At 59.6% G+C, this 13,271-nt stretch carries 12 protein-coding genes; 8 read left to right on the top strand and 4 right to left on the bottom strand.

Going from position 1 to position 13,271, the window contains the following annotated elements:
* Positions 1-7 precede the first annotated feature (7 nt).
* Complete coding sequence (locus RH950_RS14575; RefSeq protein WP_350057980.1) at positions 8-1,462, bottom strand: amidohydrolase family protein; 1,455 nt, start codon at positions 1,460-1,462, stop codon at positions 8-10.
* 44 nt (positions 1,463-1,506) lie between these two features.
* Complete coding sequence (locus RH950_RS14580; protein WP_350057982.1) at positions 1,507-3,135, bottom strand: amidohydrolase; 1,629 nt, start codon at positions 3,133-3,135, stop codon at positions 1,507-1,509.
* A 250-nt stretch (positions 3,136-3,385) separates the two neighbouring features.
* Here RH950_RS14580 and RH950_RS14585 point away from each other — a divergent pair, with 250 nt between their 5' ends.
* From RH950_RS14585 to RH950_RS14595, 3 genes are all read left to right on the top strand, one after another.
* Positions 3,386-4,591 carry a hypothetical protein gene (locus tag RH950_RS14585; protein ID WP_350057984.1) on the top strand — a complete coding sequence of 402 codons (1,206 nt, stop codon included), beginning with the start codon at positions 3,386-3,388 and terminating at the stop codon, positions 4,589-4,591.
* 97 nt (positions 4,592-4,688) lie between these two features.
* A complete protein-coding gene (locus RH950_RS14590) occupies positions 4,689-5,606 on the top strand; it encodes a DMT family transporter (RefSeq protein WP_350057986.1) in 918 nt (305 codons plus the stop codon).
* A gap of 30 nt (positions 5,607-5,636) precedes the next feature.
* Positions 5,637-6,551 carry a DMT family transporter gene (locus RH950_RS14595; RefSeq protein ID WP_350057987.1) on the top strand — a complete coding sequence of 305 codons (915 nt, stop codon included), beginning with the start codon at positions 5,637-5,639 and terminating at the stop codon, positions 6,549-6,551.
* Here the strand turns inward: RH950_RS14595 and RH950_RS14600 are convergent.
* Together RH950_RS14600 and RH950_RS14605 are read right to left on the bottom strand one after the other, a co-directional pair.
* Entirely contained in the window at positions 6,514-7,740 is a 1,227-nt protein-coding gene (locus RH950_RS14600; RefSeq protein ID WP_350057988.1) for an MFS transporter, read from the bottom strand. The two genes, RH950_RS14595 and RH950_RS14600, sit on opposite strands and share 38 nt — an antisense overlap.
* Before the next feature lie 89 nt (positions 7,741-7,829).
* Positions 7,830-8,243, bottom strand: a complete 414-nt coding sequence (locus RH950_RS14605) for a hypothetical protein (protein ID WP_350057990.1) — start codon at positions 8,241-8,243, stop codon at positions 7,830-7,832.
* A 121-nt stretch (positions 8,244-8,364) separates the two neighbouring features.
* On the opposite strand from RH950_RS14605, the gene RH950_RS14610 reads away from it, so the two are divergent.
* The 5 genes from RH950_RS14610 (at position 8,365) to RH950_RS14630 (ending at position 13,270) form a co-directional block, all read left to right on the top strand.
* A complete protein-coding gene (locus RH950_RS14610) occupies positions 8,365-8,709 on the top strand; it encodes a hypothetical protein (protein ID WP_350057992.1) in 345 nt (114 codons plus the stop codon).
* Positions 8,706-9,311: a YfbR-like 5'-deoxynucleotidase gene (locus tag RH950_RS14615; RefSeq protein WP_350057994.1), complete on the top strand. Its 606-nt coding sequence runs from the start codon at positions 8,706-8,708 to the stop codon at positions 9,309-9,311. Before RH950_RS14610 ends, RH950_RS14615 begins: the two co-directional genes overlap by 4 nt.
* 23 nt (positions 9,312-9,334) lie before the next feature.
* Complete coding sequence (locus RH950_RS14620) at positions 9,335-10,627, top strand: hypothetical protein (RefSeq protein ID WP_350057996.1); 1,293 nt, start codon at positions 9,335-9,337, stop codon at positions 10,625-10,627.
* Positions 10,628-10,753: 126 nt separating this feature from the next.
* Positions 10,754-11,872 (top strand): hypothetical protein, encoded by a 1,119-nt coding sequence (locus RH950_RS14625; RefSeq protein ID WP_350057998.1) that lies wholly within the window; start codon positions 10,754-10,756, stop codon positions 11,870-11,872.
* 6 nt (positions 11,873-11,878) lie between these two features.
* Complete coding sequence (locus RH950_RS14630; protein WP_350058000.1) at positions 11,879-13,270, top strand: hypothetical protein; 1,392 nt, start codon at positions 11,879-11,881, stop codon at positions 13,268-13,270.
* Position 13,271 lies beyond the last annotated feature (1 nt).

Consider the following 13,271-nt stretch of genomic DNA (forward strand, 5'->3'; position numbering starts at 1 on the left):
CCGTTCCTCAATTCGCCGCTTCCGGATAGCTCAACGGCGACAGTTCCTCGACCGGGCGCTGCGCCCAGTCCCGCTGGCGCACGCTCGACATGGTGACCTTCTGATACTCGGTCATCTTGGCCGCCGCCTCGGCAACGTCGATGGTGATCACCTCGCCGTCGCGCACCACCTGCGTGCCGTCGACATAGACATGCTTCACGGCACGATCGCCGGCGGAATAGAGCAGGCTGCGCAGCGGATCCCGCACCGGCTGCATATAGGCATGGTCGAGATCAACCAGCACCATGTCCGCCTTGCAGCCGACCTCGAGCCGGCCGATATCGGTACGGCCGAGGGTCTTTGCGGCGCCGATGGTTCCGGCATCGAAGATCTCTTCCGTCGTCGCGTTACAATAGTCTCCAGACATGATGCGGCCGACGATCATCGCCACTTCGAGCTCATGGATGAAATTGTGCGGGAAGGTGTCGGTGCCGAGCCCGAGCGGGATACCGGCCTTCACATAGCGGCCGACATGATTGAGAGCGATGCCCCGGCGCCAGAACACGTTGGGACAATGGGCGACAGAACTTCCGGATTTCACCAGCAAATTGAAGTCATCCGCCTGTGGCCAGTGCAGCCAGGGATGATCGTTCAGGAAGATGCAGTGGCCGATGATGGTGCTCTCGTCGAGCACGCCGATGCTGTCCAGCCACTCAAGCGGAGTCAGACCGTGGCGCTGGGTCATCTCGTTGAACTCGACCACGCTCTGGGCCGCATGGATCTGCATCTTGATACCGCGCTTCTTGGCTTCCGCATGGGAGGCCTGGATCAGTTCGGGCGTGCAGGTATCGATCTGGGACGGGCCCATCATGCCAGACATCCGGCCGGACGGGTGGCGATCCGCTTCCTCGACGATCTCGATGGCCCGCTCCATGCCGCGCTCGCCAGCCTCCGGGTCCCAATCATAGACGACCGAGTGGCCGTTTTTCGTGGACCAAACGGCCGAGCGGTACATCGGGCAGAGCACCCCGCGGATGCCGGTATCGGCAACTTCGTCGACCCAGTTCTCCCGGGCCCCGGACAGATCGGCATAAGTGGTCACGCCGCTTTTCAGCATCTCGTGGATGGCGTAGCGGCTGGTATAGGGTGCGGCCTCCGGCATGATCCGGAAGACCGGCATATATTCGTACAGCCCGCTCTGCCCCAGTTTCGGGCTGCCGAGCTCCTCGTTCAGGCCCTTGTTACCGGGCTCCGACGTCGGGTGATTATGGATGCTGATGAAGCCCGGCATGACCATCATGCGACTGCCGTCGATGGTCTCGTCCGCGGTGCCGGAATAACCCGGGCCGACATGGATGAGGGTGCCGTCCTTGAAGGCGACATCGGCATTGCGGAAGAAACGGTGCCCGGCATCCTTGCCGTTCTTGTCCTTCTCCCAGCCGATCACCCAGGAAGCATTCTTGATAAGAGTTGTTTTCGACATATCCCTGTTCTCCTTCGCGGGCCTTACCGGCCCCGTCTCTTGTATCAGGCGGCTTCCGCCTGCCGGTCGAATTTGATGTCTCCGCCGACAATCGCGAGATCCGCCGACGCTTCCAGAATTTCCGCGGGTTCGATGGCGAACAGATCCCGGTCGAACACCGTGATATCGCCGAGTTGGCCCTGTTTCAGGGTGCCCTTGATTCCTTCCTCGAAGGACCCGTAGGCACCGCAATAGCTGTAGCAATGCAGCGCCTCTTCAAGCGTCAGCGCCTCGTTGGCCCCCAGAAGCGTGCCGCGCCTGGTCTTGCGGGTGATCATCGAATAGAGGTTCTGGAATGGATTGGTGCTGGAGACCGGCGCGTCCGAGCTGGCCGACGGATACAGTCCCGCATCGAGGAAGGAGCGGAACGGATAGGCCTTGGCCGCCAGTTCCTCACCCAGCACGTCGATATAGAGATCGCCGAACTCGTACATGAAGATCGATTGCGGTGCCGGCAACACGCCGATGCGCTGCATGCGGGCAAGCTGGTCCGCATTGAGAAAGCCGCAATGCTCGATCCGGTGGCGGCGGTTGCCCTGACCCTCGATATCGTTGCCGATGGCCAGCTCATAGGCCGACAGGATCTGCTCGATGGCACGGTCACCAATGGCATGGGCGGCAACCTGATAACCCCGGTCGTGATAGTCTTTGACGTAATCGAAGAGCTGCTGATCCTCGTAGATCATGATGCCGCGGTTTTCCGGCTCACCCAGATAGGGGTCGAACATCGCCGCCGTCTTGCCGCCGGCACTGCCATCGGTGAAGAGCTTCATCGGACCGACCCGCAGCCATTCGTCGCCGTCCCCGGTCATCAGGCCGAGATCGATGGCCCGATCCGGCCAGCCACTGGCGCCGGCAAGCGGCATCAGATGCATGCGCAGACCGAAACCGCCCTGGCGGCGGAGCTGCTGATAGGCCAGCCATTCGTCATAGCCCTGACGCAGACCGACTCCCGGATCGGTGACACTGGTAAAGCCGAGTGCGAGATTGTGCTGCTGTCCGGCCCGGACACCTTCGGCCAGCGCGTCAATCGTATGATCACTCAGGACCTTGGTTATCATTTCCTGCGCCCGCTCCTGCAGCAGGCCGGTGAGCTTTCCGTTCTGGCTTTCGATATGGCCGCCTTCCGGCTGGGCCGTGTCCTCATCGATCCCGGCCGCCGTCAGCGCCACGCTGTTCGCCACACCCATATGGCCGCAGGTACGCTTCAGATAAACGGGGTTGTTCGGGGCCACCTGATCCAGTTCCTCGCGGAACGGATGGCGTTTCATATCCAGCTCGAAATGGTCGTAACCACGTCCGAAAATCCACTCGCCCGGCTTGGCGGTCGCGGCTTTCTCCTTCACCTTCCGCAGCATATCCTGCAGGCGGGTGTCCTTCTTGCAGTCGATTTCCGACAGCCCCAGACCGACGGCCATCAGATGCTGGTGCGCGTCGTTCAGGCCGGGGGCAGCCAGCCGGCCGTTCAGCTCGATGATGCGCGTATCGCCGCCAACCAGTGATTCGAGCTCGCTGTCGCTGCCATGGGCGATGACACGTCCACCCCAGATCGCAACCGATTCGGTGAATCCGGAACCGAGGCCGAGAAACACCTTTCCGCCGCGCAATACCAGATCCGCTTTCGCCGTCGACATATAACAAGTCCTTTCGGTGGTCGCCGGCTCGAACCCTAAGGAGATACGGGGAGCCTGCAAGGAGAGATGCCCAGATTGAGGATGAAGACACGCTCTGTCAACGCCCCGCCCCCGGGTCCCTTTCAATCTTGAAACTGCAACATCATATTGGGGTTTGGTTGACACTAACGCCAAGATATTGGATATTTTTCAAGTTATTGACCCGGGGTTCCACCCCTTCATTCGGCGGCGATTTATTGCGATGCGGCATATGTTCCGACGCTTTGTTCCTGTTGTTCTGGCCGGCGCGCTCTCCGCCTGTTCGTTCGAGATGCCGGACCTCGATCTCTTCAGCCGGAACGACACGCTTCCCGCCAAGGCCCCGCTGGCCCAGCTCCCGCCGGCACCGCAGCCGCTGTACCAGCCCGGTGACACCTATGTATTCAATGACGACGGCAACGTCGTGCAGGAACAGGTGGTCGGCGTCACGCCGGACCGGGTGACCTGGACAAACGATTCGGGCCTGATCTGGACCACCACGAACGAATTGATCACGCCGCAGCTTTCCTGGTCGTCCCATCCCGAGCTCGGGCGCGGCCGCCAGAACATCATCGGCAATCCCGGTACGCTGTTTCCGCTTCAGGAAGGCAATATCGTCGCCTACGGCGTTCGCGGCAGCAGCGAAAAGGTCCCGGCTGGCTGGGAAGATGAAGTGCGCTGCGTTGTTGCCGGTCAGGAAGATGTGACGGTGCCCGCCGGGACCTTCACCACCTTCCGGATCGACTGCAAGCGCAAGAATGTCGATACCAGTCTCTATTACGCCCCGGTGGCGCAGAATTACGTGCTCCGCGAGCGGACCTTCTCGAACTCCCGCTCCCGCAAAGAGCTGATGTCCGTTTCCCTGGCCGAGAACCGGACTGCGGAGATGCCGGTCACGGTCGACCAGCCGGTGAAGATGACGGACATGGTTGCCCCTGCCACCGATACACATGCGGCCATGGCAAAACCCGGCGCCAAGATGGAAGCGCCGAAAGAGATGCATGACGCATCCGACGACAGCCGGCTGCTGATGCTGATCTCCCGGCTCGAGGCAGTGGTCGGCAAACTGGAGACCATGTCCGAGGACAAGACCATGGCCCCGAAAGAAGCGCCGGGAATGAAAGCCGGCGCAAAAACGGACGATCAGGGCGCTCAGAAAGACAATATGGCGGTACCGGACGGAAAATTCGGCATCCATCTGGAATCCTACAGAACCATGCAGGGTGCCCGGCGCGGGTGGTCCGCCCTCGAAAAGCGCTATCCGAACGAGTTGAAGGACCTGAGCCTCAAGACCATCGAGTTTGATGCCGGTGACGGACGCGGCACTTTCGTCCGGCTGGTCGGCGCGGCCTTAAAGACCCGGGCGGATGCCCTCAATGCCTGCAGCGCCCTCAAGGCCAAGCGCCAGTTCTGCCAGGCTGTCCGGATCGCGCGCTAAAGCGTCCAAACAGCTTGCACCGGGAATGATTGCTTAGCCAGCCCGGACAGGCTAAGCATCCGGCGCGCTTCCGACATGCGCGACGCGGGCCCTTTCCATGAATCAAGAAAATACCTTCGCAGCCGCCGACGATGGCGGGCTCAACAACCCTGCCCGCGCCATCGGGCTGATCCTCGTTGCGATCTCCATGTTTGCGACTATGGATGCGCTGGCGAAATACACGTCCGAGACCATCCGTGTCGAAATGGTCATCTGGGGCCGGTATTTCTTTCATTTTGCCGCGATGGTGGTGATGCTCCCGCTGCTCGGGGTTCGCCGGACATTTCGGGTCAAGGATCCGGTCAAGGTGACCATCCGGGGGCTGCTGCTGCTCGGCTGCACAACCTGCTTCTTCACCGCGATTTCGCTGATCCCGCTGACGGACGCGAATGCCATCGTTTTCGTCGCCCCTCTGATCACCGTCGCCCTTTCCGCCTTCGTGCTGCGGGAGAAGGTCGGCATCCGGCGCTGGTCGGCTGTGGTGATCGGCTTTGCCGGCGTCCTGATCGTTCTGCGTCCGGGCTTCAGCGAGATCCACTGGGCCTATTTCCTGGTCCTCGCCATGGCCGCGATGTTCAGTGTTTTCGGCCTCCTGACACGGGCCCTCAATCGCACCGAAGATCCGGTGGCCATGTTGTTTCACAGCGCACTGGTCGGAACAGTCGGCACCGGCATCATGGTCGGGTTCTTCTGGGAAACACCGACACTCCATGAGTGGGGATTCCTGATGGTGATCGGCGTCGTCGGCGGGATCTCGCACCAGGTCCTGATCTTCAGCTTCCGTTACGCCAGCGCCTCCCTGCTGGCGCCGTTCCAATATACCGTCATCATCTGGGCGACGATTTACGGATATGCGATTTTCGGCGATCTGCCCGACATCTGGACCTTCGCGGGCGCCGCTCTGATCGTGGCCGCCGGGCTGTATGTCTGGGTCCGGGAGCGGCAGATCAAGGCGAACCGCCCGGCACGGCCTTAACCTCGAAAAAGACTGAAAACGGAAAAGACCATGTCAGGCGCTCAGCAACACCGCCCTGCCCTCGGCATCTGCCTTATCGTTGCCGGCTTCACGGTGTTTTCCGGAATGGATGCGCTGGTAAAGCATAGCGCCCAGACCTTTGCGATCGAGCACATCACCCTTATCCGCTACGCAGCGCATCTGACGCTGCTGCTGGTGTTCATTCCGTTTGTCGGTATCAGGGCGGTCCTCCGGGGTGGGAAACTGGGATTCCTGGTCATCCGCGGCTGCTTTCTGTTTCTGGCGACCGTTCTGTTCTTCGGCGCCATCGCCAGTCTGCCACTCGCGGAGGCCGCGGCCATCAGTTTCCTGGCGCCGATACTGACCGTCGGGTTGTCCGCGCTAATCCTGAAGGAGCCTGTCGGCATCCGGCGCTGGAGTGCGGTCGCCGTCGGCTTCCTTGGCGTGCTGATCATCCTGCGCCCCGGCCTGCAGGCTCTAACCATGGCCCATCTCATGGTCCTCGGCACGGCCTTCTGTTTCTCTGCCTTCTCACTGATGACCCGGCACGCCGGGAATGAAACACCGGTGCTCGCCACCCTGTTCCTGACAGCCGCCACTGGCGTGGCCGGGTCGGCGGCACTGCTGCCCTTTGCCGGCACCTGGCCTGTCACCTCCGGCTCAAGCTGGGGGATTCTGGTGCTGATCGGCCTGCTCGCCCTGCTGGCCGAGTTTTGCCTGGTGCATGCCTATCGCTGTGCCGCCGAATCATTGCTGGCGCCGTTCCAGTATATCCAGATGCTCTGGGCAACGCTGCTGGGCTGGGCCGTGTTCAACAGCCTGCCGGATTTCTGGACCAGCATCGGCGCCACCCTGATCGTCGGTGCCGGGCTCTATATCTGGCTGAGGGAGGTCCGGATCAGGCAGGTTACGCCGAGCGAAGCCCCCGCCAGCGCACCGATGTGAAAACGGTGAACATCGAAAGGAACATGAACCCGGCGATGGCATAGAACACCAGGGCAGGCTGATCCTTGTCGAGAATGAAACCGAAGATCATCGGCGCAATGATCCCGCCGATGCTGAACCCCGTGGTGACAAACCCGAAGACCTTGCCGTACTGACCGTCGGGCGTGACCGAGCGCACGATCATGTCCCGCGACGGCATGATCATGCCATGCAAAACGCCCTGCAGGGTCAGGGATGCCAGCAGCAGAGGCTCGGGCATGTCGACAAGGGCAACGATGGAAATCATCACCGCAGTCGCCAGAAAGCAGAAGGCGGCAATCACATTGTGATTTGATGTCTTGTCCGCCAGGTAACCGCCGAAGAGGATGCCGGCGGTGGTTCCAACGAGATAACCGGTCAGCGCCCCGGTGGCGATCGGGATGGCCGTCCCGTGCAGCAGGTTCAGGGCGGAGACGAGGAAGTTGTTGAGTCCGCCCGATCCGAGCGCCGTCATGATGTAAAAACCAAGGCACATCAGGATCGGGAACGAGAACAGCAACGCCCGGCTTGAGCCGTCGGCCGGCTTTGCCTGTTCTGCCGAGACCTTCTGCTTGTTGTGCAAACTGCCGGCGAATACCAGCAGAACGGCTGCGGTCGCGAGACCGGCAAGGCCGAAACCGACAAGGGCCATACGCCAGCCGATGACCTCGCTCAGAAAGATGACCAGCGGTGGAGCGACAGCGAAGCCGGCAAATCCGGCGAAAGTATGCAGGCTGAAAGCACGGCCCATGCGCGGTCCCGAGACGGATGCGGACAGGATGGCATAGTCGGCCGGGTGATAAACCCCGTTCGCGATGCCGGCGACCGCCATCATCGCCAGCAGACTCCAGAAACCGTCCCCGAACCCGATCATCACGAAGGCCAGAGATTCGGCAGCGAGGCCGCCGATCAAAATCCAGCGCGCTCCGAACCGGTCCACCAGATAGCCGAACGGAAGCTGCGTGCTCGCCGTTGCGCCGCTGAACACGGTCATGATCAGACCAAGCTCAAGGAAGCTGACGCCGAACTGCTCGCGAAGCGTCAGGAACAGCGGCGGCAGAAGCAGTATGAAAAGGTGACTGAAAAAATGCGCGACGCCGATCAGGCCGATGACCTTGAAGTCGGCGAGAAAGCCGCCTTCCGGCGGCGCGGCATGCATTTCGGCGGTCATCTGGGTATCCAGGCGGGTGGAAATATACCTCCCGCAAATTGGAACGCCCGCAACAGGACGTCAAGCGCGCCTGTTCGTCGGGCGCGGAACTACTGCTGTGCCATCCACCAACGGGAAATCCGATTTCCGGAATCATCCGTGCTTTCGAACTCGTTGTTATCCAGCAGTCTGACCCGCAGGCATCTCTCGCTGGCCCCGCCATAGGGCGTCAGGCAATAATGTTCCTTGGTCGGCCGCACGGTCCCGGTCTCATGCACTTCCGGAAAACCGTTCTGCGCCGGAACCCGCATCGAATAGACCTTGCCTTTTTCCAGGGTGAAGTAAAAGACACGGTTGCCCTTGGTCAGCCAACCCGAAATCATCCGGCCGGATGCCAGGGCAACAAATCCCGGCCCGGTCATCGCTCGCGGGTCGTAGGCACGGGCAACGTCTGAAAAAATGGAGACACATGTGGTCATCACGGCGACAGCCAGAGCGGTCTTGGCAAAAGGCTTCAGATGCACAGCATATCTCCGTATTTATTGTGCGCATTATTCTGAAAACTGTATCAGAAGCAAAAAGAACCATGAACAAAATCTTTTAACGTATTGATTTTTATGAAATCTAGTTAACTTGGATTAATGAATGGCCCAATCTTCGGCAAAAAACGGCCGAATTTCCCTGCTCTGGATCGTCCCTGCATTGATCTGGATGCTCCCGCTTGCCGCGTTCTTCCTGAACCAATGGGAACAGGACCTTGCACCGGTTGAGCGGAATTACGTGCTTCGCGAACAGACCTGCAAGGCCAGGTATCGCGACCAGGAGGCACAGGATCGCTGCCTGACAATCATGCGGCTGGAGCGCTTCCAATCCGGCAGCATCATGATTGCCAACCGGGTGCTCGCCTGTGCCGCCCCGCCCTTGATCGGTTTCACAATTCTCGTCTATCTGAGACGCCGCCGGTCACGAAGAAAGGGACTGCCGACGTGAAAACTGCCATTTCAATACCGCCCGCGCGCGCCTGGCAACGCATGCTCAGCGGACGCAGGCTCGATCTTCTTGATCCCTCTCCCCTCGATGTCGAGATCGAGGACATTGCGCACGGCCTCGCCCGCGTTGCCCGATGGAACGGACAAACCGAAGGCCGCTGGCCCTACTCCGTCGCCGAGCATTCCATCCTGGTGGAAACGCTCGTCCACAGGCTCTACCCGGACCTTGCCCTGAAATGGCGCCTCGCGGCGCTGCTGCACGATGCTCCCGAATATGTCGTCGGCGACATGATCACCCCGTTCAAGGCGGTCATCGGATCGGACTACAAAAGCGTCGAGCGGCGGCTGGAAGAAGCTGTCCATATCCGTTTCGGCCTGCCGGCGGCCCTTCCGGCCGAAACCGCCAAGAAAATCAAGCGCGCCGATAAGATCGCAGCCTATCTCGAAGCCACCCAGCTCGCCGGATTCTCCATCACCGAAGCGAACAAGATATTCGGCAAACCGAGAGTTGCCTGCAACATCGTGATAGAGCCGCTTTCGCCGACCGCGGCAAAGCAGGCCTATCTCAAGCGTTTCCGGGTTCTGGGTGGATCGAGCATCTGACCGGCCTGTGAACGGACTCAGACTTGGCAGCCAAGTCTGAAACTGGCTTTTGTGACCCCATTCCGGCACAATTCGGAGTGACAATCAGGGAAGATGAGCCTGTTCGGCTCATTCAGGAGTTTGAGATGCAGGCGCAGGACCAGGATAACGAACAACGGGGAATAAAGCGCAAGCTTTCTCCGATTCTGGACCAGATCCTTTATGGTCCTCCCAGTGTCACATGGAACATCCTCGGGTTGACCCGAGAACAGGAGGTCGAGGAGCCGTTTTTCCAAATTCCCAGCCTGAATCGGGTGATCATTTTCAAATACCCGAACTTCAAGGTTGAAGTGTCCGACACCGCGGCGACAAATTTCTCGAACAAGGAGGCCGCCCTGTCAGACGATCGCCCGGTCGAGACAGCGCTCTATATCCCGAACGACGAAGAAGAGCCGCAACTGGGCGGGTACGCCGTCTATCTCCGGCAGAAAGACGCCAAAGAGTTGCTGCAACGTTATGTCGGCATCGCGCACGACGGCATGACGGACGCGATGACGCGCGATTTTGCGTTGCTCAGGATGATCGACGATCTGCCGTCGCTTGACCCCTTCCTGCTGAAAACCGCATTCGAGCGGGACAAGGTCCAGTGCAACCCAGCGTTCCTGCAGATGGAGGATGGAGAAGAAGACAACATCAAGTCCGTTATCCGGAACAAGGTTCGCCCGATCGTCAACAAGGCGCTTGGCGCCGATGCCGATGAAACCTCCAAAACACAGCGATTCATCGATGCGATCTGGGATCCGACCATTCCCGAAGCAGCCCTGTTCATCCAAGCATTCAAGATCGACAACAAAGAAGTCGCGAATGTGTTCAGCGCCTGGAAAGGGGTATCGTTCTATCAATATCAGTTCGAGAAGAACAAACCCCTGATTGCCGAAGTCATAAGATGGCTCAAATCCGAGAAATCCACGCCCATAGACCATCGCGAACATCGCGCCTTCCTGCCGCAACAGGAGATGTTCAAGCAACAGGTTTTGAAAAAAACACTCAACGTTATCGGGAACATTAACCAGATATTCAAAGATTTTGATTCATGTTATGAAAAATTCATCAATGATGGGGATCCGGTCGCATTTCGAAATTTTTTGATCACATCGCACTATCGGTACTGGTTGCTTGGCTATTGCTGCACCGCGCTGATACACACTCGAAATATTTTCGAGCGTTGTCTTGCTGAAGGTGCCCGGGGCGCCCTCCGGTTTGAGCAGTTGAATGATATGCTGACCAATATCGATTCCACGGTAAGCAGCAAGTCACAGGGCGCAAACGATTTGTAAACTCTTGAGTTTTATACAGAAAAGCCAAGAAATTCCATTGAAAACCCTATCAGTATCCGCCAAGAGTAATGCTCGCACCGGAATCGGCGCGACTGGTGGAGCTTAGTAACGGAACCGCATTCAAGTATGGCGAACAGCTCGACAACAGCGACCCATTTCTGGCCCACCAGCTTCAAGGAGCGGGGAGTCGCGGTTCCATTCACAACGCCAAGCGTCGCCATGGCGCGCGTCCGGAACGATGAGCGCGGCAGACTTGAACTGGTAATCTCCGGCCTGTCCGGAGGACGCGGCGTTTATGTCATCGGATGGAGCGCCGTGCCCGAAACCTTCAAGCTCACGGTCTACGACCGGGTGCTGCACGAGCATATTAACTACATTGAAACAGTGACCCCGGAAGAGGTGCGACTGGCTGCTCTGCGCGCCGCAGCCACCGGCCTGGCCGGCGACGACGCGGCCGAGGCGGCCTTCAATTCAAGCACGCGCGTGACCGAAGACCAGATCCGGACCAGCCTCGCGCTGACCCAGCATCTGGTAAAATCCATTCTCGGTGTTGATCTGGATATTGGCCTCGCCGAACTCCTCATGCCGTCCGGCCAACAGAAAGTGCAGAATCTGCTGGGCCGGATTGCCCGCACGGAAAACATCGATCCAGAAACCCTCTCTAGGGTCATGACGGAATGGGGGGACCTCCTTGACGCGCTCGGCGTGCTGGAACATCGGCCGCGCGGACGTTTCCGGAAGGTTTTGGAGGATGCGCACCACTTCCTGACATCTTACGCTGACTGGTTGCGCACCGGCGATTTGGCAGAAGACCATCCGGCGACGCTTATCGCCGACGTTCTCGAAGAGACCGTCAAATCATGGTCCCAAGCGTTCCAGACAACGGATGATTACGCGCACGACCCGCGCGCCACGATCAAGAACTGGCGCAATGCCAAACCGAGACTGGAAGCGCTGAGCGTCCAGATCCCCTGGCTGGAAGACGGGTGGCCCGCCATATTTTCGATGTGGGAAACCGCTCTGCGTGAAAGTCACGAACATCGTCTCGAAACCGTCGCGACGATTATGTCCGGACTTCCCCTCATGCCGCGCGATGAAGTGCCGCCGAACACTCATCCCCGCTGGATGGAATTTGCCAAACGACTGAGCCTGTTTGCAGCGCGAAACGAACAAAGGAGCCAGGGGGATATCAATCTCGAGACGATGTTACGGCAGGAGCAGGTCCTCGCCAGGAGCCTTGGGTAGTCAGACATGAGTACGGGCCCCAAGGATATTCCGCTCGGCGATCTGGAAGGGCAGCTCTTCCGGATCCCGGAAGAGGATCTGACCAAACTGGTCGCGCAACTTGAGCGCAGATCAATGGATGAGAGCAAGGCGCCAGCGGTTGCCAAGATCCTTCAGCAACTGCGCCCCCGCCTCGCCATCCTGAAACCGCAACGTCAGGCAACGCTGGTCCGGTTATTCGCAGAACCGTTCGCTGATTTGCTCTATACAACCGGAGAGCCACGCAAACCGGTCGGGCGGATACCGCGCAGCGCCATCATGCCCTGCTACAGGCTTCTGCAGGAGAATTCCGACCCGGAGCGGCTGCAGCGTTACCAGCACGACCTGGATGCGATAAACCAGAGAGATGAAGACGCCCTTTTGGCATTCGGTACCGGGTTCTGGCGCTATGCGTCGGGCCAGCTTCATCGCGTTTTTGCCGCGGCGGAAAGGGACAAAGCCGCCAAGGCAGCCCTGCTTGACTCCCTTGGCGAGCCATTTATCTATGCCGCCCTGAAAGAAATCATCGGCGTTCTGGAAGTTGCCGTCCCGGTCATGGAACTGCGCAATGCGTTGCCGACGTCCGGTATCAGCCACGTCACCAACACGTACCTCGAGCATATCTGCACGGCGTTGAATACGGTGCATAAACAGAGGCCGGCAAATGCCGAATTCGTCGTCTTCGTGATCCTTGCCCGCCTGAAAAACCCGGCCATGATCGTCGAGATCATGCAGCGCGCCGAGGAAGCCGGCACCCTGGCCGACGTTTCCGCCGTGACGCAAACCGCCAATGACGCCATCGTCAGCCAGGCAGAAGCGAAGATCCGGGGGCTCGAGGAAAAAATCCACGCGGCGACCAGCGGCAAGAATGTCGCGCTGCAAACCGAAGCCTTTGTGAAGGATGTGCTCGGTGCCGCCAGCGCCATCGGAACCTCCGGATCGCGGATGCAAAGCCGGCAGGTGGCCCGCACCAAGACCGAAATGAGCGATCTTGTCCGGCGCGAGGTGCTGGAATCGCAGGACGGTCTCACGTCCTCGAACCTGGCGAGCATCGGCAGCACCGGAAGCGCGAGCGAGCAGATCTCGGCCCAGAAAGGACTGGAAGACCGGATCGTCTCCCTGCGGATCTCGGACAGGTTCGCGCACGAGCTCGGCCTCGACCGGGATGTGAGCAGCCGTCTGGCCGAACTCGAACAGAGCGTCAACGAACAGTCGAAGATATTGCTGGCGGCAATCAGGAAGCGTGATTCCGCGGCTCTTTCACCTGAAGAGGCCGAACGCCAGCTTTTCACCCAGGTCCGGCTGACGGAGCTTCTCATGGGACCTGAAATCGCGAACAGACTACGTCTCGAAGGCGAACAGCTGCTGCAGGATTATTAGG

The organism is Nisaea sp. (assembly GCF_040217065.1).
Classification (GTDB): Bacteria; Pseudomonadota; Alphaproteobacteria; order Thalassobaculales; family Thalassobaculaceae; genus Nisaea.